We start from the raw sequence: 21,020 nt of genomic DNA, 5'->3' as shown, positions 1-21,020 counted from the left end.
CCATTGCTTCGAGGGTATTACGGACGGGAGGGTTCCGGTGGTGGAGACGGCGACCGGTACGGGAGCGGACGCGGGGACGGGCCGGGAAAACGGCCCGGCCGGCACCGACTGGCGGGCGTGGCAGGAGAGCTGGGACCGCCAGCAGGAGTGGTACATGCCCGACCGCGAGGACCGCTTCCGGATCATGCTCGACATGGTCGAGGCGACGATCGGCACCGCGCCCCGGGTCCTGGACCTGGCCTGCGGCACCGGAAGCATCACGGACCGGCTGCTGGCGAGGTTCCCGGACGCGGTCAGCACGGGCGTGGACCTCGACCCCGCGCTGCTGACCATCGCCCGCGGCCACTTCGCCGGCGACGAGCGCGTCACCTTCGTGACCGCCGACCTCAAGGACCCGGAGTGGACGGCGGCCCTCCCGTACCCCTCGTACGACGCGGTGCTCACGGCGACCGCGCTGCACTGGCTGCACAGTGAGCCGCTGGCGGTGCTGTACGGGCAGCTCGCGGGGCTGGTCCGGCCAGACGGCGTGTTCATGAACGCCGACCGGATGAAGGACCCGGCCACGCCCCGGATCAACGCCGCCGAGTCGGCCCACCGCCACGCCGCGATGGACCGCGCGCGGGAGGCCGGCGCGGTCGACTGGGCCGAGTGGTGGGCCCTGGCCGCCGCGGACCCGGCCCTCGCCGCGCCCACCGCCGAGCGCTTCCGCATCTACGGCGAGCACGCGGACGGCGACACCCCCTCCGCCGCCTGGCACGCGGATACCCTCCGCGCGGCGGGCTTCGGCGAGGCGCGGACGGTGTGGGCGTCCCCGAGCGACGCGCTGGTGCTGGCGGTGAAGTAGCCCGGTGCGCGGCCGCGCACGCGCGCCGGAGCACGCGGGCCGGGGTGGGAACGCGGGAGCACGCGCGCCGGAGCACGCGGGCCGGGGTGGGAACGCGGGAGCACGCGCGCCGGAGCGCGCGGGCCGGGCGGGAACGCCGGAGGGGCGGTACGGATCACCGATCCGTACCGCCCCTCCGTGGCGCCCCGCGCTCAGAGCAGCGCCGGAGCAGCGCGGACGCTCAGAGCACCTTCGACAGGAACGACTTCGTCCGGTCGTGCTGCGGGTTGCCGAGGACGTCGCGCGGGTGGCCGGACTCGACCACCACGCCGCCGTCCATGAAGACCAGCGAGTCGCCGACCTCCCGGGCGAAGCCCATCTCGTGCGTCACGACGATCATCGTCATGCCGTCCTCGGCGAGGCCGCGCATGACGTCGAGGACGTCACCCACCAGCTCCGGGTCGAGGGCCGAGGTCGGCTCGTCGAAGAGCATCAGCTTCGGCTCCATCGCGAGCGCGCGGGCGATCGCCACGCGCTGCTGCTGGCCGCCGGAGAGCTGGGACGGGTAGTTCCCCGCCTTGTCCGCGAGGCCGACCCGGTCGAGCAGCTTCTCCGCGCGGGCCCGGGCGACGGCCTTGGACTCGCCCTTGACCTGGATCGGGGCCTCCATGACGTTCGCGAGCGCCGTCATGTGCGGGAAGAGGTTGAAGCGCTGGAAGACCATGCCGATGTCCCGGCGCTGGGCCGCGACCTCGCTGTCCTTCAGCTCGTAGAGCTTGTCGCCCTTCTGGCGGTAGCCGACCAGCTGGCCGTCGACCGAGAGCCGGCCGCCGTTGATCTTCTCCAGGTGGTTGATGCACCGCAGGAAGGTGGACTTGCCGGAGCCGGACGGGCCGACCAGGCAGAACACCTCACGCGGGGCGACCTCGAGGTCGATGCCCTGGAGCACCTTGACGTGGCCGAAGGACTTGTGGACGCCCTCCGCCTTCACCATCGGATGTGCCGTCGTGGACGTCATACGGTCGTCCCTCCCACCTTGCTCGGCACGCGGAACGAGGTGAGCTGGGCCCGGAGCCGCTGGAGCGGCGTGGGCGGCAGCTGGCGGTTCGCGCCGCGGGCGTAGTAGCGCTCCAGGTAGTACTGGCCGATCGTGAACACGGTCGTCAGGGCCAGGTACCACAGGGAGACCACGATGTACCCCTCCATGATCGCGAGGGTCCGGGACCCGAACTCGCGGCCGCGGAGGAACAGCTCCCCGTACCCGATGGCGAAGGCCAGCGAGGACGTCTTGAGCATGTTGATGAACTCGTTGCCCGTCGGCGGGATGATCACGCGCATCGCCTGGGGGAGCACGATACGGCGCATCGTCTTGCCGCCCTTCATGCCCAGCGCGTGCGCGGCCTCGGTCTGACCCGAGTCGACGGACTGGATGCCGGCCCGGCAGATCTCGGCCATGTAGGCGGCCTCGTTGAGACCCAGGGCGAGCAGCGCGGCGACGAACGGCGTCATCACCTGGTTCATCTCGTCCTTGTAGAAGAACCCGAGGTCGAGGTACTCGAAGACGATCGAGAGGTTGAACCACAGCAGGATCTGGACCAGCACGGGGGTGCCGCGGAAGAACCAGATGTACGCCCAGGCGACGGAGGAGAGCACCGGGTTCGGCGACAGCCTCATCACCGCGAGGATCGTGCCGAGCACGACACCGATCAGCATCGAGTAGATGGTGATCTTGAGCGTCTCCCAGGCGCCCCGGGCGAAGGTGCCGTTGGTGATCTGCTCACCGACGACGCTCCACTGGATGTTCGCCGAGGCGAACGCGTTCACCAGGAGGCCGACCAGCACCAGCACGATCGCGGCGCTGATCCAGCGCCCGTAGTGCCGGACGGGGACGGCCTTGATCGTCTCCGGGGCCGCCGAGGCGGTCTTGCGGGGGGACGAGCCCCCGTCGCCGTCCGGTGGGACGTCGCCGGGGACCTTGTCGAGGGGGTCAGTCACGGAGTTGCTGCCTTACGTAGGGAGGGGTTCCTCAGGCGCCGGCTCACTGCCCGGCGTTGACCGTGGCCTTCTCGATGGCGCCCGACTCGGCCTTCCACTTCTTCAGCACCTCGCCGTAGGTGCCGTCGTCGATGATCTTCTGGACCGCGGCCTGGATGGCGTCGCGCAGCTCGGGGTTCTTCTTGCTGACGGCGATGCCGTACGGGGCCGCGTCGATCTGGTCGCCCACGACCTCGAACAGCTTGCCGCCGCCGGCGTTCAGCTCGTTGTAGAGCGCGACCGGGAAGTCGGTGATCACGACGTCGGCGCGCTTGGTCTGGAGCTGGGTGATGGAGTCCGTGTCCTGGTCGGAGATGAACTCCTTGATCTTCTCGTCACCGCACTTCTTCTGCTGCTCCTTGAGCAGCGTCTCGTTGGCGGTGCCGCGCTGGGCGGCGACGGTGAGGCCGCACAGGTCTTCCAGCGAGTTGACGTTCTCGGGGTTGCCCTTCTGGACCAGCAGAGCCGAGCCGGCCTTGAAGTAGTTCACGAAGTCGGCGCCGCCCTTGGCGTCCTCGCTCGCGCCCTGCTGGCGCTCCTTGGTGTCGGTCATGGAGGACATGACGATGTCCGTGCGGCCGTTGTTCATGCCGAGGACGAGCTGGTCGAAGGTGGCGTTCTCGAACTGGAACTTCACCCCGAGGACCTCGCCCATGGCGTTCGCGAGGTCGATGTCGACACCGGCCGGCTTGTTGTTCTCGTCCATGAACTCCATGGGCGCGTAGGCGATGTCCGAGCCCACGGTGATGACGCCCTTGTCCTGGATCGCCTTGGGCAGCTTGTCGGCGAGGGGCGCCGCGGAGGCCGTGCCGGTCTTCGTCTCCTCGCTGGAGCCGCCGTCGGTCTGGTCGCCGCAGGCCGAGAGGGTCAGGGCGCCGGCGACCGCGATCGCGCCGACTGCGGTGAGACGGGACCTGGCGGCAGTCGTGCGACGGGTGGTGCGTGCGGTCATGATCGGGGTCCTCCGGCGTGTGTAGAGGGGTGTGCCAGAAGGTCGTGCACTCCTCTTCGAGTGTCGCGACCCTGTTCGTTTTCGGCATCTTGCCATTCGGACCAGCCGATTCAGGGGGCCACGCATGTCAAAATCGGGTAACGGGACACATCGGAACCGCGGCGGTCGGTGCCAACACGGCCACATCTTTGCCGAGGCTCCGGCTTCCTACCGGAAGATCTCCCGTCGATGGGCCTTCTGGGCGGATTCAACCGGACCGGGGGAGTCGCCCGGGTTACCGGCTATGAGCCGCGTCACCTGGACGAAAACGACTCGCTGACGGTGAGGTCTGTCCGGTAAGAAGGATCCTTACACCCCTCATCCGGGGCTCAGGGCGCGTTGTGCGGCGCGCCCGCGCGTGCGAGACACACCCCTGCCACGGCGGGCCAACCACCTGGCGCAGGGTTCGGACGCGGTGCCCGCCCACCGCTCCTCAACCAGGAGTGGCCACCCTCAACTGATGAAGACTTAAGGGGTCAACCCATGGCAGCGGAGATCGTCAATCCTCGCAGCGACAGCGCCGACACGGAGGGTGCCGACGAGCCCTTCGATCCGGCCTTCGCTCTCCACCGCGGCGGCAAGATGGCCGTCCAGGCCACCGTGCCGGTGCGGGACAAGGACGACCTGTCACTCGCGTACACACCGGGCGTCGCCAAGGTGTGCACCGCAATCGCCGAGCAGCCCGACCTCGTCCACGACTACACCTGGAAGTCCCAGGTCGTGGCCGTCGTGACGGACGGGACGGCGGTGCTCGGCCTCGGCGACATCGGGCCGGAGGCCTCCCTTCCGGTCATGGAGGGGAAGGCGATCCTCTTCAAGCAGTTCGGCGGCGTGGACGCGGTCCCGATCGCGCTGGCGACCACCGACGCGGACGAGATCGTGGACACCGTCGTCCGGCTCGCCCCCTCCTTCGGCGGCGTCAACCTGGAGGACATCTCGGCCCCCCGGTGCTTCGAGATCGAGCGCAAGCTCCAGGAGCGCCTGGACATCCCCGTCTTCCACGACGACCAGCACGGCACCGCGATCGTGACCCTGGCCGCCCTGCGCAACGCCGCCCGGCTCACCGGGCGCGGGCTGGGCGAGCTGCGCGCGGTCATCTCCGGGGCGGGCGCGGCCGGTGTGGCCATCGCCAAGTTCCTGCTGGAGGCCGGCATCGGCGACGTGGCGGTCGCGGACCGCAAGGGCATCGTCAGCGCCGACCGCGCGGACCTCACGCCGGTCAAGCGGGAGCTGGCCGGGCTGACCAACCGGGCGGGCCTGTCCGGCCCGCTGGAGACGGCGCTCGCCGGTGCGGACGTGTTCATCGGCGTCTCCGGCGGCACCGTGCCGGAGGAGGCCGTCGCCTCGATGGCCCCGGGCGCGTTCGTCTTCGCCATGGCCAACCCGAACCCGGAGGTCCACCCGGACGTCGCGCACAAGTACGCGGCGGTCGTGGCCACCGGCCGTTCGGACTACCCGAACCAGATCAACAACGTCCTCGCGTTCCCCGGCATCTTCGCGGGCGCGCTCCAGGTGCGGGCCTCCCGCATCACGGAGGGCATGAAGATCGCGGCGGCCAACGCGCTGGCGGACGTCGTCGGTGACGACCTGTCGGCCGACTACGTCATCCCCTCGCCGTTCGACGAGCGGGTCGCCCCGGCGGTCACCGCGGCGGTGGCCGCGACCGCGCGCGCGGAGGGCGTCGCGCGCCGCTGACGCGCGGGGGCGCGCAGGCGCGCCGCGTAGGGAGCACGGGAACGGGCCGCATCCGGCTGGATGCGGCCCGTTCCGCGTGTGGCCGCCTGACTGCCGGGTGGCCGGGGGCCCGGCGTGCGGGCTGGGAGGGAGTCCGCCCGGGGGCGTGCTCGCGCCATGGAGCGGGCCAGGCGGCCCGTTCCGCGTGTGGGCGCCTGACTGCCGGGTGGCCGGGGGCCCGGCGTGCGGCGGCGGACCGCCCGAGCGGGCGTCCCGTTCCCCCTTCCCGCGGCCGGGACCCGGCGGGCCGGCCCCCGGCCGGGCGGGAGCCCACTCCCGGGCGTGGGTCTGCCCCGGGCTCGGCGAGCCGGCCCACGTCCGGCCGGGTGGTCGCCCTCCGACCCGGGCGGCGTCGTCACCGACCGGGAGATCGCCCAGCACCGCCGTCGCACGATGTCCACCAGCGGCATGAAGGCACTCCTCCACCAGGCCGAAGCCGCGCCCGCGCTCAGCCCCGGCCCCGGCGTCCTCGACGGCGACGCGTACTCCCTGTGCACGCCCTCCGGCGTCGTCAGCCTCCAGTCCATGAAGGACAGCGGCGCCCGAACGGCTGACTTCGTCGAGACGGGACACGCGGCTCGGCTTCAGTGGTCGAGCCAGCCGCGGCGAACGGCTTCGGCGCCGGCCTCGAAGCGGGAGCGGGCGCCGAGGCGGGTCATGAGGTCGGCCATCAACCGACGGGCGGTGCGGACGCCGAGGCTGAGCTTGCGGGCGACGATCGCGTCCGTGTGTCCTTGGGCGAGCAAGCGCAGCAGCTGCCGCTCCTGCCCGGTCAGCCCGTTGTCGTCGTGCTCGCGGTCGGCCTCGGTGCCGAACTTGTCCGCCTGCTCCCAGATGGCGTCGAACAGGGCGGCGAGCGCGGTGAGAATGCCGGGGCCTCGCAGCTGGACGGCACCGCGGCGGGAGTCGTCAGGGTCGACGGGCAGCAGGGCGGCCTGGCCGGTGAAGAGGACCATACGCACGGGCAGGACGGCGGCGGTGCGCACCTGTCCGCCTTGCGAGGTGAGCCAGCGGGCGTAGTTCAGCGTGGCGAGGTCGTTGCGTACGGACGACTGGTACAGGGTGCGCATGGGGATGCCGCGCTGCAGCAGGGCGGCGTCCAGCGGGCGGGAGGCGTCGAGCGTGGCCTGGGTCTGTGCTCCGCCGGGCATGAAGGACATCAGGGGCCCGATGGCGTTGTGGGCGAGTTGTTCCAGGCGGGCCTGGACCTCCTCGATACCGGTGAGAAGTTCGACGTCGTGGCGGCCGGTTTCGGCTTCGGCGTGCTGCTGGAGCAGGACCAAGGCGGCGACCTGGGCGTCGGCGAACTCCTGTTGGGCATGGCGGAGCTCCTTCTCCCGGGTGGCGAGGAGAAGCTGGATGCCGACGGTGGGGGAGACAGGGCGCAGCGCGCCTTCGGCTTGCAGGGAGGCGCGCAGCAGACGTAGTTCGGCGAGCTGGTCGAGGGCAGTGCGTATCTCGCTGCTCGGCAGTGCCAGGCTCTCGGCGAGCTCAGCGACGCCGTGCTCGGGTTCTTCGAGCATGAGCCGGTAGACGGCTTCGGCGTTACGGTCGATTCCGAGCGCGTGCAGCTGCGACATGGGCTTCCTCGTCTGATGCTCTCGCCGCGCCGTCCGTGATCGTACCTGAGGGGCAGGCAGGTTGCTGCCCGGAAGCTTCCTGCCTGGGCGAAACCCTGGGCAATGTCCGAGTCGCGTCTCAAGATTTGCGCATGCATATCGTGACTGTGGCTCTGCGCGGGCCTGAAAGCGCTGCTCTGCCTGCTGATGTGGTGGACATTCTGTGGGTCGTCGCTTCTCTCGCGGACGGGGTGGAGCATCTGCATGCCAAGCGCCGTGACGCCCAGGGACTTGGTCGTCTGACGTTCTTCATCAAGGCGGTGACGCGGGAGAGGGCCGCCGTGTTGGTGCGCGGAATCGTCTCCCGCGCGTTGGAGAGCTCACCGGCGCTGACCGGCTGGCATGTCGTGCCGGATCGGCTGTAAGGCAGGACGCTGCCAGGCCACCTATTGCCAAGTGGATCTTCTTCCCCTCGTGCTGCCGGGCAAGCAGTGTGGTGTCCACGCCGGGCAGGTCGCCCCTGATCGCCCGGACGACCCCTTCCGTCTTTTCCTTCGAGGAGCGTCATGTCTGCTTTCCGTCGACCGCTCGCCGCCGTCGCCGTCGCCGCCGCCTTCATTGCCGCCCTGATCACCGGAGCCGGGCTCGCGAAGCCCTCCGAGCCCGAGGTGCAACTACGCAGCCAGGGCCTGGAACGTTCCGCCGGCTGGGGATGACGGGCAACCCGGCCCACTGCCACCGCCCGAAGAACTCAGATGAGGATTTTTCAAGTTGACCACGACCACCTCCGAAGTACGCACCGAAGCCGCTGCGGCCCCGGCTTTCCGCCTCGGCCTGTGGCTCGGCCCCCTCCTTGCGCTTGGCGCCACCGCCATCTGGTCGGGGAACTTCGTCATCGCCCGCCACCTGGGCGACGCCATCCCGCCCGTGCAGACCTCCTTCTGGCGGTGGGTGATCGCCCTCGCGGCTGTCGCCCCCTTCGCCGTCCGCGGTCTCGTGCGCGAGCGCCCGGCGGTGCGCCGGCACGCCGGCCTGGTGGTGCTCGCCGCCCTGCTCGGGGTGACCTTGTTCAACACCCTGATCTATATCGCCGGCCAGTCGACGTCGGCCACGAATCTGGCACTGATCGCCGCCGCATCCCCCGTGGCGATCGCAGCGTTCGCTCTCATCGGCGGAGAGCGCATGACTCTCGTCCGCGCCACCGGCATGGTCATCGCGTTCGCAGGCGTGATCACCCTGGTCTCCAAGGGAAGCATCACCGCCCTGCTCACGATGGACTTCAGGGCCGGTGACCTGTGGATGCTCGCCGCGATGGCAACGTTCGCCGGCTATTCCGCACTCCTCAAGCGCAAGCCGTCCACGATCTCCGGACCGAGCTTCCTCCTGGCCACTTTCGCCGCCGGCACTGCGATGCTTGCCCCCTTCTACGCCGCTTCTGTCGCCCTCCAAGGTGCCTTCACCCCCAGCAGCGCCACCGTCGGCCCTCTGCTCTACATAGGCATCGCCTCCTCCGCGATCGCCTTCTACACCTGGAACAAGGCCGTGGCGCTCATCGGCGCCACCCGTGCCGGGGTCATCTACTACCTCCAGCCCGTGTTCGTCGCCTGTGTCGCCTACTTCGCCATCGGCGAGCACATCACCCTCATCCAGATCCTCTGCATGGCCGCCATCGTCACCGGTGTCGCGCTGGGCGCCAAGCGCTGAACACCGCCTCATCAACGCCTCAAGGAGCCTCTTGTGCCACTTCGCATCAACGCCGCCCGCCTGCTTTCCGACCTCACCCACCTCTCCCAGATCGGGGCCGGCCAGGACGGCGCCCTGTGGCGCATCGCTGGCACCAAGGCCGACTGGGCCGGTCGGGACTGGCTGGACAAGACCATGCGCGTGGAGGGCCTGCACACCTACTACGACGAGATCGGCAACGTCTTCTCCCGCCGCAGGAACACCTCAGGCCCCTGGCTGCTCATCGGATCGCACGCCGACACCGTTCCCGCCGGCGGCCACCTGGACGGCGCCTACGGAGTGATCGCCGCCATGGAAGTCCTGCGCACGCTGCACGAGCAAGGGCACCCGATGGCAGACCACGTCGAGACCGTTGCCTGGTTCGATGAAGAGGGCGTACGCCCCGAGTCCGCCGGCGGCCTGGTGGGATCCACCGCGCTCGCGAACTCCGCCCACGTCGATGACCTGGTGGGATACCTGGAGATCCACGTCGAACAGGGCAGGCGGATGGAGACCGCCGGCCTGGACCTGGCCCCCGTCACCGGCATCGTCGGAGTACGCCGCTACCAGGTGTCGGTAACCGGGCAGGAGAACCATGCAGGCACCACCATGTGGGCGGACCGGCAGGATGCCGGACGCGTCGCCGCCGGCATGGTCGCCGAGCTGAAGAACATCATCCTCGGCATCGACCCCATGGGAATCGGCAACGCCGGCGTCATCAGCTTCGGTCCCGGAGCGGCCAACGTCGTCCCCGGAACGGCGGGTGCCGAACTGGAGATCCGCGCATCCTCCGACACCGCGCTGGACGACATCGAAGCCGACCTGGACGAGACCCTGTCCCGCATCGCCGCTGAGGAAAGCTGCACCGCGGTGCTGACCCGCATCTCCGCCAAGCCCGCCGCGCACTTCGACAAGCGCGTCCTGGACGCCGTCGACGAGACCTGCCAGGAGAACGGCCGCACGGGTCAGCTGCTCTCCTACGCCGGCCACGACGCGTCGGTGATCTCCACACGGCTTCCCACCGCGATGATGTTCGTACCCTCCACCGGCGGGTTCTCCCACTCCAACAAGGAGCACACCCCCGACGAGCAGCTGGTACTCGGCACCCAAGCATTGCTGGAGTCGGTCCTGAAGGTGGCGCCCATCCTCCTGGAGCAGCCGAACTCGCCCCTGGCCCTCGCAGTCTGAGAGGGCCACGCCCGGCACGGTCAGTGCCGAGCCCCGCGCCCGCCGGGCGCGGGCGGCCTGGCCGAAGCCGATTCCCCAACAGCCTGTGAGTCCGGGCACCGTGAAGGGGCGTCCGAAGCCATAGGAGGTGGCTTCGGACGCCCCTCACCGACTGTACAGAAGGAGGTTCACACCACGTTGTCTGCTGTCCCGCCGGCCATGGTTCGCGGAACCGGCACGGAGGGTTGCTGCGCCGCCGGCTGAACAGCGGGAAGCTTCCGCCGAAATCGAACGCCAGAAGCCAATAGAATGCGAACGCAAGCGGCCGAGCCGCAGCAGATGCCGGGTTCTTTGGCGCGAACTCGGCAAGCATTGGATCCTGCCCCGGGAATCCGGACGGGAGCCCGGGGCCCTACAGTGGAGCCTGCCAGCGGCCTCTGAAGCAGTCGGCAGCGGCGGTGACGACTCACCGCCGCTGCCGCTCCTGCTATCCACGTCGAAGAACCGCGAGGGCGAAGAGATGAATCAGGCAAATCGGAACACAATCGTCCTGCGCAGGATATCGTTCGTGGTCCTGTGCTGGACCATGATGGCTGCGATGGCTTTTACCGCAGCGGCTGCGGCCAGCGTGGTCACTTCCGGCAATGCCTCTGGTCCGCTCTCAGGGGTTGTTGCCGCCCTGGGGACGATCGCTCTGATCCGACGCATCGGGGCCTCCCGGGTGATTCTCGGGAAATCTGAGCTGAAGATGGTAAATCCACTCTTCACCTATCGAATTCCCTATCATCATGTGATGGAAGCCGACACGTCGGGGGGTGGCACTCTGACGGTGCGCACCTTCGACAATGAGGAATTCTATTCGGCGGGATTCGGTGGATCACTCCTGGATCATTTCATCGGATCTTCGGGTCGAGCCGCCGAACGGATCAACGAGACTGTTCGAAAGCGGAGGGTCCCGCGCACCGAAGAACAGCCTCGGCGCACCCTCACCATCTCGTGGATTGCTGACCTCTGTCTTTTTGGCGCCATCTGCGTTGCCGGGTGGGTTCTCTTGGCGTCGGGGTGAGAACCGCCGGGCTCAGCGGCGGCCGAGTCCGAGTCCGTCCACCGAACAGCATGGACGGCAAGTCGGGTCCCCCGGATGAGACAGCTCTGCCGCAAGCCGCCGACATCACTCGGAAGACCTCGGCCGGCTCTGGTCAGCACCTATGGCCGCCTGCCCGGGCGCGCGCCACCGGCGGGGGCCCGCGCCGGGCCCGGCGGTGTGTCACGGGACGCGTGTCACACCGGTGTGTGGTTCCGCCACGCACCCCGTCGCCCTACGCTCAGGGCCATGTTCGCCGCCTACGCCGCCCGTATCGACCGCGACCAGCCCCTGAACGGCCTCGAACTGGGGGAACGCCCCGCGCCGCAGGCCCGTCCCGGCTGGACGACCGTGACCGTGAGGGCCGCCTCCCTCAACCACCACGACCTGTGGTCGCTGCGGGGCGTCGGGCTCTCGGAGGACAAGCTGCCGATGATCCTCGGCTGCGACGCCGCAGGGGTCGACGAGGACGGCAACGAGGTCGTCCTCCACTCGGTCATCGGGCAGAGCGGCCACGGCGTGGGCCCCGACGAGCCCCGTTCCATCCTGACCGAGCGCTACCAGGGCACCTTCGCCGAGCAGGTGAGCGTCCCCACCTGGAACGTGCTGCCCAAGCCGAAGGAGCTGACGTTCGAGGAGGCCGCCTGTCTGCCGACGGCCTGGCTGACCGCGTACCGGATGCTCTTCACCAACGCCGGTGTCCGGCCCGGCGACTCGGTCCTCGTGCAGGGCGCGGGCGGCGGGGTCGCCACCGCCGCGATCGTCCTCGGCAAGGCCGCCGGTCTGCGGGTCTACGCCACCAGCCGCGACGAGGCCAAGCGGAAGCGGGCCGTCGAGCTGGGCGCGGAGGACGCCTTCGAGCCCGGCGCGCGGCTGCCGCACCGGGTGGACGCCGTGATGGAGACGGTCGGGGCCGCGACCTGGTCGCACTCCGTCAAGTCCCTCCGCCCCGGCGGCACCCTGGTCATCTCCGGCGCCACCAGCGGCGACCGCCCCTCGCACGCCGAGCTGACCCGGATCTTCTTCCTGGAACTGAAGGTCGTCGGCTCGACCATGGGCTCCAAGGACGAGCTGGAGGATCTGCTGTCCTTCTGCGCGGCGACCGGCGTCCGCCCGGTGATCGACGGGGTGCTGCCGCTGGACCGGGCCCGGGAGGGCTTCGAGCGGATCGCGTCCGGGGACCTCTTCGGGAAGATTGTCCTGACGAACTCTTGATGCCCCGTCAGACCCTTTGATGGGATCTCCGGCACCGTCGTACGCATGACCGACCGTGCCGGAGGTCCCATGCACCGCCGTCTGCTCGCCGCCCTCGTCTGCGTCGCCGCCCTGCTGTTCGGCGCCCCGCCCGCCCCCGTCCACGCCCGCGAGGCCGCCCCGGACGGCCTCCCGCACGGCACCCCCGACCAAACTCCCGAGCGCACTCCGGACCGCATCCCGCCGCTCACCGACGACCGGGGCCGGGTCCTGACCCTGCGCGGCTGGAACGTCGAGGACAAGTCCGGACGCGGCGAGGACGCCCTCTCCGCGGTCACCGAGCGCCACTTCCGCGACCTGCGCTCCCAGGGCTTCAACTTCGCCCGGCTGCTGGTCTTCTGGGACGACCTGGAGCCCCGCCGCGGCCGATACAGCGAGGCGTACCTCCGGAAGATCGAACGCGTCCTCGGCTGGGCGCACCAGCACCGCGTCCAGGTGCTGATCGACGCCCACCAGGACGTCTTCGGGCCCGCGTTCGGCCACCGCGGCATCCCCGCGTGGGCGACCAGGACCGACGGGCTGCCGTTCACCCCGCACCCCGACGACTGGTTCGCCGAGTACTTCGAGCCCGCCGTGCAGCGGGCGTTCACCCACCTCTACGAGGACCCGGACCTGCGGCGCGCCCAGGAGCGCATGTGGCGGGTGCTCGCCGAACGGTTCCGCGACCACCCCGCCGTCATCGGCTACGACCTGATCAACGAACCCATGGGCGAGCTGCGGGCGGGCGAGGACCTGCCGTCGGCCGCCCGCCGGATCGAGCGCGAGCAGCTCACCCCGATGTACAACCGGCTGGCGCGGGCGGTGCGCTCCGTCGACCCGCACACCTGGATCTTCGTCGAGCCCACGCCCATCGTCGGCGAGGGCGTCCCCACCGGCCTCGGCCGCATCGACGACCGCCGCGTCGTCTACGCGCCCCACTTCTACAACACCGCGATGGAGGCGGGCGCCGACTACGACCCCTCGGCCGGCTGGATCGAGGCGTACGAGGCGGCCGTCACCCGCTATCCGCGCACCCACCGGATGCCCGTCGTGGTGGGGGAGTGGGGCCCGCTCAACAACGCCCTGCCGAACATGGGCCGCTTCTACCGGGACGCCCTCGCCTCCCTGGACCGCTACGGCTCCGGCTGGGCGGGCTATGTGTGGTGCTACGGCGGCGGCTACTGCGCCGTCGACGCCGAGGGCCGCTTCCGGACCAACAAGGAGCAGACGGCCACCCCCTACGCCCCGGCCGTCGCCGGCACCGGCCCGACCGCCGAGTGGGACCCGGAGCGGGCCGTCTACCGGCTCGCCTACCGCGCCCGGGCGGGCGTCACCGAGGTGTCCCTGCCACCGCGCCCCGGGGGCTGGCGTCTCGCCGTCAAGGGCCTCGCCCTGACCCCGGACCCCGGCGCGCGCCCGGGCCGGGCCGCGACCGTGCGGGTGTACGCCGTGCCCGGCACGCGCGTCGAGGTGACCGCCCGTCCAGGCGACGGCGGGTAGGCGCCCGGTCCGGGCGCCTGGGACGCGGCCCCCGCGGACCCGTCGCCTCTTCCGGCCGCGTCGCCCCGGCCCGCAGGGTGAGGCGCGGGGCACGCCCCCGGCTCGCGGGCGGGCCGGGGGCACGGGGGCGGGCGGGTCAGGGCGTGTCGGGGTTCCGGGGCGGGGTGGCCAGCAGGGCCGCGATGTGGGCCGAGGCCGTGGAGAGGTGGCGGCGGGCCTCGGCGAGCTGGGCCGGGGTCACGCCGTGGTCGCGGGCCGCGTCGCGGATGTCGTCGCGGAAGCGGTCGAGGAGCCGTTCCAGGTCCCGTGCCGGGTCGTTGGAGTCCTCCGCCACCGCGTCCCGGCCCCAGTCCGGGTCCGGGTCCGACGGCGTGGCTTCGGGCGCCGTCGGCCGCCGGGTGGTCGTCCCCGAGGGGCCGCCGAACAGCCCGGCCAGATCGGCGAGGCCCTCGCGCACCCCCGCCGGCCAGTCGCCGCGCGCGAAGTGGTCCTGGACCTGCTCCTGGACCTGGCGGGCGATCCGGCGCAGTTCCTCCTGCGCGTTCTCCTGGGCCTCCTTGGCCTGGCGACGGGCCTGCCGGGCGTCCTCGCGGGCGCGGCGGGCCTCCTCCTTCGCCCGCCGCGCCTGCTCCTTCCACTCCTGCCTGGCCCGCCGCAGCTCCTCCTTGGCGGTCTGCCAGGACTCCTTGTCACCGGTGAGGTCGCCGAGGCCCAGGTCGCCGAAGGGACCCGCCCCGCCCGTGCCTGCCCCACTCGTGCCCGGCCCAGCCGTGCCCGGCCCGCGGCTCCGGTCTGCCGCGGCCCGCATCTCGCTGCGCAGCTTGCCCGCCGCGCCGCGCACGTCGTCGCGGATCTCCGCGGCCAGTTCGGAGACGGACTCGCGGATCTCCAGCTCCAGATCGGCCAGTTCACCGCTGCGGCCGGCGAGTTCGGCACGGCCCGCGTCGGTGATCGAGTACACCTTGCGGCCGCCCTCGGTGGCGTGGGTGACCAGGCCCTCCGCCTCCAGCTTGGCCAGCCGGGGATACACGGTCCCGGCGCTCGGCGCGTAGAGCCCCTCGAACCGCTCCTCCAGCAGGCGGATGACCTCGTAGCCGTGGCGCGGGGCCTCGTCGAGCAGCTTCAGCAGATAGAGGCGGAGCCTGCCGTGGGCGAAAACGGGGGGCATGTCAGAGAACCTTTCCGGTCGGGGCGCCGTCCGTGTGCGCCTCGTCCTCCTCGGCCGGCGGCCTTCGCAGCAGCGCGAGGGAACCGGAGACTGTGGTGGCCCGGAGGGTGCCCGCGCCGTCCCCGAGGGTGCCGGTGATCTGCCGGCTGCCCCACTGGCCGCCGACGCGCAGTTCGTCGAAGGCGTTGGACACGGCGCCGCCGGCGGTGTTCGCCTCGACCCGGACCCCGGCCTGGTGCGGGAGCCGCACGGCGACCTCCCCGGAGACGGTGGTCAGCCGGATGCCGGCGGGGGAGCCGAGGTCGAGGACCATGTCACCGCTGACCGACTCGGCCCGGACGGCCGGGCCCGAGCCCTCGATCACGGTGAGGTCCCCGGAGACGGAGTGGAAGCCGAGGTCCCCTGTGAGGGCCTGCGCCTCCACGCTGCCGGAGACGGTCTCCGCGCGGACCCGTCCGGACAGCCCGACAAGGGTGGTGTCGCCGCTGACCCCGCGGACGGTGGTGGTGCCGCGCACCCCCGAGACGACCGCGCCCGCCCCGACCGTCCCGACCTCCACCGAGGCGCCCGCGGGCACCGCCAGGGAGACCACGGCCCGGCGCGGACCGCCGTTCGGGTCGAGCCACTTGAGGAGGGTCTTCCAGGGCACGTCGTCATACGCGACGGTCAGGGTGGAGCCCCGCCGGGTGACGCGCAGCGGGGGCCCCTCGATCGCGGAGACCTCCAGCCGCGCGGAACCCTCCTCGGTGCCCACGACGTTGACCGTTCCGTCGACGATCCGGACGCGCAGGGCGGTCACCGGCTCGTCGAAGGTGAGTTTCTGGGGCTCGGCGACTTCCCATGCCGACTCTGCCATGGTGCTGACCTCCCGGGGCCGGCCACGACGCAACATATCGCGTCTCCTGGCTCAACACGATATATCGCGGGCGGGTCCTGTCAAGGGCCGTCGGCCCTGCCGGCCCGCGCCGGGGCGCGCCGGACCCGGTCCGGGAACGTGTGCGTCCGGCCCTGCTGCTGCGCGAGCCCGTGCTCCTCGTTCCCCGCGGGCGAGGGCTGGACGGCGCTGGTCCCCGGAGGGCATGCCCGGGGCGAGGAGCGGTGAGGCGTCGACGCGGTGGCCGCAGGCCGGGCGCCGCCGTGGCCGTCGCCATGGACCGGCCGGTGCTCGCCCTGCGGTGGGACGGCGACCGGGCCGGGGTCACCCCTGGCCTCCGGGGCCCGGATCACGGGCGTCCTCCGGGCGCTGACCCGCACCGGGCCGGCCCTCCCCGCGCGGCTGTCGGCCGGGGAGCCTGCGGACCGACTGGCGTAGGGCCGCCGCGCGGCGGGGCGGAACACCTCGGCCGGCTGGGCCCCCGGGACGCGGTGGCCGAGGGGGCGCTCGAACCGTGGCCGCGCGGCCCGCCCGCCCGGCACGGTCCGTCTCACGGCCGGACTGCCGCCGGCCCTCATGGGGTGCGCTGCCGCTGCGCGGGCCGGGTGGTGGCGGGTCCCCCGCTGACCGTCCACGGCGCGCTGACGCTCGCGTACGCGCGGATCGCGGCCCGGTGTCCCTGAGCCGGACGACGGGTGACGGATGCCGGATGGCAGATGCCGTAGCGGGGTGACGGATGCCGGACGCGGATGACGGATGCCTTGAGCCGGGGCCGCTCGTCCCGCACCGCGGCGTCGGACGCCGAAGCCCGGTGGCGGAAGCCGGACGCCGGATGACGGATGCCCTGAGGAGGGGGGCCGCTCACCCGGTACCGGGGCGCCGGCGGCCCGGGCCGGGGAGCGCAGGACGGGGAGCCCGGCCAGGGGCGCCCGGCGGAACGACGGATCCGCCGGCTACTCGTCCTCGTCCTCGTCGTCCAGCCGGGCCAGCCAGGTGGCCAGCCGCTCGACGGGGACCTCGAAGTCGGGGTTGAGATCGACGAACGTGCGGAGCTGCTCGGCGAGCCACTCGAAGGTGACCTCCTCCTCGCCGCGCCGCTTCTCCAGTTCCTCGATGCCGCGGTCGGTGAAGTACATGCGCACAGGGTATCGACTGTCCGGCGGCGGCCCTGCCGCGCTCTCGCACACCCTCCCGCACGCACGAGGGCCCGGCACCCCCGAGGGGTGCCGGGCCCGTCGCACCGTGCCGTCAATAAGCGCCGGTCAGGCGTCGAACACCTCGTTGACCAGCTGCTCCTGCTCCTGCTCGTGGCGCTTCTTCGAGCCCACGGCCGGCGAGGAGCTGTGCGGACGCGAGATCCGCCGCAGACGCTCGGCGCCCGGGATGTCCGCGCCGACGGCCAGGTCCAGGTGGTCGATCAGGTTGAGCGCGATGAACGGCCAGGCACCCTGGTTCGCCGGCTCCTCCTGCGTCCACAGGTACTTCTCGGCGTTCGGGTACTTGGCGATCTCGGCCTGGAGCTCGGCACCCGGCAGCGGGTACAGGCGCTCCAGCCGGATGATCGCGGTGTCCGTCGCGCCGCGCTTCTTCCGCTCGGCGTCGAGGTCGTAGTAGACCTTGCCCGCGCAGAAGACGACCTTGCGCACGGCGGCCGGGTCGACGGCGCCCGACTCGACGTCGGTGTCCCCGATCACCGGGCGGAAGCCGCCCGAGGTGAACTCCTCCACCTTCGACGCCGCCGCCTTCAGACGCAGCATCGACTTCGGGGTGAAGACGATCAGCGGCTTGTGGTGCGGGTTGTGGACCTGCCAGCGCAGCAGGTGGAAGTAGTTCGACGGCAGGGTCGGCATCGCGACCGTCATGTTGTCCTGAGCGCACATCTGGAGGAAGCGCTCGGGACGGGCGGAGCTGTGGTCCGGGCCCTGGCCCTCGTAGCCGTGCGGCAGCAGCAGGGTGACGCCGGAGTGCTGGCTCCACTTCTGCTCGGCCGAGGAGATGAACTCGTCCACGACGGTCTGCGCGCCGTTGACGAAGTCACCGAACTGGGCCTCCCACATGACCAGCGCGTCCGGGCGGGCCAGCGAGTAGCCGTACTCGAAGCCCATCGCCGCGTACTCGCTGAGCAGCGAGTCGTAGACGTTGTAGCGGGCCTGGTCCTCGGTCAGGTAGAGCAGCGGGGTGTAGTCCTCACCGGTCTCCTGGTCCACCAGGACCGCGTGGCGCTGGCCGAAGGTGCCGCGGCGGGTGTCCTGGCCGGAGAGGCGCACCGGGGTGCCCTCCATCAGCAGGGAGCCGATGGCCAGGGTCTCGCCCATGCCCCAGTCGATGGTGCCGTCCTCGACGGAGGCCGCGCGCCGCTGCATCTGCGGCAGCAGCCGCGGGTGGACCGTGATGTGGTCCGGGATGCTGACCTGCGACTCGGCGATCCGCTTGACGACCTCCTGGGACACGGCCGTGGTCACGGCGACCGGGAACTCGGGCTCCGCGTCCGGGACATGGGCCGGGGCCGGGTGGCTGGTGGCCTCGCGGACCTCCGCGAACACCTTCTCCAGCTGGCCCTGGAAGTCCTGGAGCGCCTGCTCCGCCTCTTCGAGGGTGATGTCCCCGCGGCCGATCAGCGACTCGGTGTAGAGCTTGCGCACCGAGCGCTTCTTGTCGATCAGGTTGTACATCTGCGGGTTGGTGAACTGCGGGTTGTCGCCCTCGTTGTGACCGCGGCGGCGGTAGCAGATGAGGTCGATCACGACGTCCTTGTTGAACGCCTGGCGGAACTCGAAGGCGAGCCGCGCGACGCGGACCACGGCCTCCGGGTCGTCGCCGTTCACATGGAAGATCGGCGCCTCGATCATGCGGGCCACGTCGGTGGCGTACATCGAGGAGCGCGAGGACTCCGGGGCGGCGGTGAAGCCGACCTGGTTGTTGATGACGATGTGGACCGTGCCGCCGGTGCGGTAGCCGCGCAGCTGCGACATGTTCAGCGTCTCGGCCACGACGCCCTGGCCGGCGAAGGCCGCGTCGCCGTGCAGGGCGACCGGGAGGACGGTGAAGTCCGTGCCGCCCTTGTTGATGACGTCCTGCTTGGCGCGGGCGACACCCTCCAGGACCGGGTCGACGGCCTCCAGGTGGGAGGGGTTGGCGACCAGGGAGACCTTGATCTGCTCGCCGTCCAGGCCGGTGAAGGTGCCCTCGGCGCCCAGGTGGTACTTCACGTCGCCGGAGCCGTGCATCGACTTCGGGTCGAGGTTGCCCTCGAACTCCCGGAAGATCTGCGCGTACGACTTGCCCACGATGTTCGCCAGCACGTTCAGCCGGCCGCGGTGGGCCATGCCGATGACGACCTCGTCGAGGCGGGACTCGGCGGCGGAGTCGATGACCGCGTCCAGCAGCGGGATGACGGACTCGCCGCCCTCCAGCGAGAAGCGCTTCTGGCCGACGTACTTGGTCTGCAGGAAGGTCTCGAAGGCCTCGGCCGCGTTCAGCCGGCGCAGGATGCGCAGCTGCTCCTCGCGCTCCGGCTTGGAGTGCGCGCGCTCCACCCGGTCCTGCAGCCACTTGCGCTGCTTCGGGTCCTGGATGTGCATGAACTCGATGCCGGTGGTGCGGCAGTAGGACTCGCGCAGCACGCCGAGGATGTCGCGGAGCTTCATCATCGACTTGCCGGCGAAGCCGCCGACCGCGAACTCCCGCTCCAGGTCCCACAGGGTGAGGCCGTGCTCGGTGATGTCCAGGTCGGGGTGCTTGCGCTGGCGGTACTCCAGCGGGTCGGTGTCGGCCATGACGTGGCCGCGGACCCGGTAGGAGTGGATCAGCTCGAAGACCCGCGCGGCCTTGGTGACGTCGTCGTCGTGCGAGGCGTCGATGTCCTTGAGCCAGCGGACCGGCTCGTAGGGGATGCGCAGGGACTCGAAGATGTCGTCGTAGAAGCCGTCCTCGCCGAGGAGGAGGCCCGCGACGACGCGCAGGAACTCGCCGGAGGCGGCGCCCTGGATGACCCGGTGGTCGTACGTGGAGGTGAGGGTCATCACCTTGGAGATGCCCAGCTTGTTCAGGGTGTCCTGGGAGGTGCCCTGGAACTCGGCCGGGTAGTCCATCGAACCGACGCCCATGATGACCGACTGACCGGGCATCAGACGCGGGACCGAGTGCACGGTGCCCAGGCCGCCCGGGTTGGTCAGCGAGACGGTGACGCCGGTGAAGTCGTCCATCGTCAGCTTGTTGTTGCGGGCGCGGCGGACGATGTCCTCGTACGCCTGCCAGAACTCGAAGAAGTTGAGGGTCTCGGCCTTCTTGATGCCGGCGACGACGAGCTGGCGGTCGCCGTTCGGCTTCACCAGGTCGATCGCCAGGCCGAAGTTGACGTGCTCCGGCTTGACCAGCGTCGGCTTGCCGTCCTTCTCCGCGAAGGACCAGTTCATCGACGGCATGGCCTTGATGGCCTGCACCATCGCGTAGCCGATGAGGTGGGTGAAGGAGATCTTCCCGCCCCGGGCGCGCTTGAGGTGGTTGTTGATGACGATGCGGTTGTCGAAGAGCAGCTTCACCGGGACCGCGCGCACGGAGGTGGCCGTGGGCAGCTCCAGCGAGGCGTTCATGTTCTTCGCGACCGCGGCGGCCGGGCCGCGCAGGGTCACCAGCTCGGGGCCGGCGGGCGCCTCGGCGGGCTCCGCCTCGGCCTTCGCCGGGGCGGCGGCCTTGGGAGCGGGCGCGGGCTTCGCCGGAGCGGCGGCCGCGGGCTTCGCGGCGGAGGCGGCCGGGGCCGGCTTCGACTGCGCGGGGGCGGCCTTCGCCGGGGCGGCGGCCTGGGCGGGCGCCGCGGGCTGGGCGGCGGGCTCGGCCGCGGACGGGGTGGGGGCCGCGGCGGCGGGCTCGGCCGCCTTCTCCTTGTCCGCCGTGCCGGCTCCCGGCTTGTAGTCGGCGAAGAAGTCCCACCAGGCACGGTCGACCGAATTCGGATCCTGGAGGTACTGCTGGTAGATCTCGTCGACGAGCCACTCGTTGGCTCCGAACGCGGCGGCAGGGTTCTGGCCCTGCGCGCCTTGGTCGGCCTGAAGGCTCGCGTTACTGGGGGACTGAGACGACACGGCGAGAACCGCCCTCTTCCGCTTCGCAAGGTGATGGACAGCGGAAATAA

17 protein-coding genes are annotated in these 21,020 nt (G+C 71.1%); 9 read left to right on the top strand and 8 right to left on the bottom strand.

Annotation, left to right across the window (positions count from 1 at the left end):
- The first annotated feature begins 154 nt into the window (after positions 1–154).
- Positions 155–844: a class I SAM-dependent methyltransferase gene (locus tag C593_RS0101325; protein ID WP_078521112.1), complete on the top strand. Its 690-nt coding sequence runs from the start codon at positions 155–157 to the stop codon at positions 842–844.
- A gap of 220 nt (positions 845–1,064) precedes the next feature.
- Here the strand turns inward: C593_RS0101325 and C593_RS0101320 are convergent, their stop codons facing one another.
- The 3 genes from C593_RS0101320 to C593_RS0101310 are packed head-to-tail and all read right to left on the bottom strand — an operon-like array spanning position 1,065 to position 3,809.
- Positions 1,065–1,841 carry an amino acid ABC transporter ATP-binding protein gene (locus C593_RS0101320; RefSeq protein WP_078521087.1) on the bottom strand — a complete coding sequence of 259 codons (777 nt, stop codon included), beginning with the start codon at positions 1,839–1,841 and terminating at the stop codon, positions 1,065–1,067.
- Positions 1,838–2,818 carry an amino acid ABC transporter permease gene (locus C593_RS0101315; protein WP_018845502.1) on the bottom strand — a complete coding sequence of 327 codons (981 nt, stop codon included), beginning with the start codon at positions 2,816–2,818 and terminating at the stop codon, positions 1,838–1,840. Before C593_RS0101315 ends, C593_RS0101320 begins: the two co-directional genes overlap by 4 nt.
- Before the next feature lie 43 nt (positions 2,819–2,861).
- Positions 2,862–3,809, bottom strand: coding sequence for an ABC transporter substrate-binding protein (locus C593_RS0101310; RefSeq protein WP_018845501.1), 948 nt, complete (start codon positions 3,807–3,809; stop codon positions 2,862–2,864).
- A gap of 522 nt (positions 3,810–4,331) precedes the next feature.
- On the opposite strand from C593_RS0101310, the gene C593_RS0101305 reads away from it, so the two are divergent.
- Positions 4,332–5,543: an NAD(P)-dependent malic enzyme gene (locus C593_RS0101305; protein ID WP_018845500.1), complete on the top strand. Its 1,212-nt coding sequence runs from the start codon at positions 4,332–4,334 to the stop codon at positions 5,541–5,543.
- Positions 5,544–6,166: 623 nt separating this feature from the next.
- Here the strand turns inward: C593_RS0101305 and C593_RS0101300 are convergent.
- On the bottom strand, positions 6,167–7,162 hold the full coding sequence (locus C593_RS0101300) for a helix-turn-helix domain-containing protein (protein WP_018845499.1): 996 nt from the start codon (positions 7,160–7,162) through the stop codon (positions 6,167–6,169).
- A 131-nt stretch (positions 7,163–7,293) separates the two neighbouring features.
- Here C593_RS0101300 and C593_RS0101295 point away from each other — a divergent pair, with 131 nt between their 5' ends.
- From C593_RS0101295 to C593_RS0101270, 7 genes are all read left to right on the top strand, one after another.
- The gene (locus C593_RS0101295) at positions 7,294–7,566 is read left to right on the top strand and encodes a hypothetical protein (protein WP_486591063.1); all 273 of its coding nucleotides are present in this window, start codon (positions 7,294–7,296) and stop codon (positions 7,564–7,566) included.
- Positions 7,567–7,707: 141 nt separating this feature from the next.
- Positions 7,708–7,857, top strand: coding sequence for a hypothetical protein (locus C593_RS32865; protein ID WP_018845497.1), 150 nt, complete (start codon positions 7,708–7,710; stop codon positions 7,855–7,857).
- A 55-nt stretch (positions 7,858–7,912) separates the two neighbouring features.
- The gene (locus tag C593_RS0101285; RefSeq protein WP_018845496.1) at positions 7,913–8,845 is read left to right on the top strand and encodes a DMT family transporter; all 933 of its coding nucleotides are present in this window, start codon (positions 7,913–7,915) and stop codon (positions 8,843–8,845) included.
- 33 nt (positions 8,846–8,878) lie between these two features.
- Complete coding sequence (locus tag C593_RS0101280) at positions 8,879–10,051, top strand: M20/M25/M40 family metallo-hydrolase (protein ID WP_018845495.1); 1,173 nt, start codon at positions 8,879–8,881, stop codon at positions 10,049–10,051.
- Between the two features lie 499 nt (positions 10,052–10,550).
- Positions 10,551–11,096, top strand: a complete 546-nt coding sequence (locus C593_RS32860) for a hypothetical protein (RefSeq protein WP_158686787.1) — start codon at positions 10,551–10,553, stop codon at positions 11,094–11,096.
- A 267-nt stretch (positions 11,097–11,363) separates the two neighbouring features.
- On the top strand, positions 11,364–12,329 hold the full coding sequence (locus tag C593_RS0101275) for a zinc-binding dehydrogenase (protein WP_018845494.1): 966 nt from the start codon (positions 11,364–11,366) through the stop codon (positions 12,327–12,329).
- 69 nt (positions 12,330–12,398) lie between these two features.
- The gene (locus tag C593_RS0101270; RefSeq protein ID WP_018845493.1) at positions 12,399–13,847 is read left to right on the top strand and encodes a cellulase family glycosylhydrolase; all 1,449 of its coding nucleotides are present in this window, start codon (positions 12,399–12,401) and stop codon (positions 13,845–13,847) included.
- A 136-nt stretch (positions 13,848–13,983) separates the two neighbouring features.
- Here the strand turns inward: C593_RS0101270 and C593_RS0101265 are convergent, their stop codons facing one another.
- From C593_RS0101265 to C593_RS0101245, 4 genes are all read right to left on the bottom strand, one after another.
- Entirely contained in the window at positions 13,984–15,015 is a 1,032-nt protein-coding gene (locus tag C593_RS0101265; RefSeq protein ID WP_018845492.1) for a helix-turn-helix transcriptional regulator, read from the bottom strand.
- 1 nt (position 15,016) lies between these two features.
- Complete coding sequence (locus tag C593_RS0101260) at positions 15,017–15,871, bottom strand: DUF4097 family beta strand repeat-containing protein (RefSeq protein ID WP_018845491.1); 855 nt, start codon at positions 15,869–15,871, stop codon at positions 15,017–15,019.
- A 971-nt stretch (positions 15,872–16,842) separates the two neighbouring features.
- Positions 16,843–17,025, bottom strand: coding sequence for a DUF6104 family protein (locus C593_RS0101250; protein ID WP_003961784.1), 183 nt, complete (start codon positions 17,023–17,025; stop codon positions 16,843–16,845).
- A 126-nt stretch (positions 17,026–17,151) separates the two neighbouring features.
- The gene (locus C593_RS0101245; protein ID WP_018845488.1) at positions 17,152–20,970 is read right to left on the bottom strand and encodes a multifunctional oxoglutarate decarboxylase/oxoglutarate dehydrogenase thiamine pyrophosphate-binding subunit/dihydrolipoyllysine-residue succinyltransferase subunit; all 3,819 of its coding nucleotides are present in this window, start codon (positions 20,968–20,970) and stop codon (positions 17,152–17,154) included.
- Between the last annotated feature and the right edge of the window lie 50 nt (positions 20,971–21,020).

The organism is Streptomyces sp. CNT372 (assembly GCF_000377145.1).
This window is presented reverse-complemented; position numbering and strand designations above follow the sequence as displayed.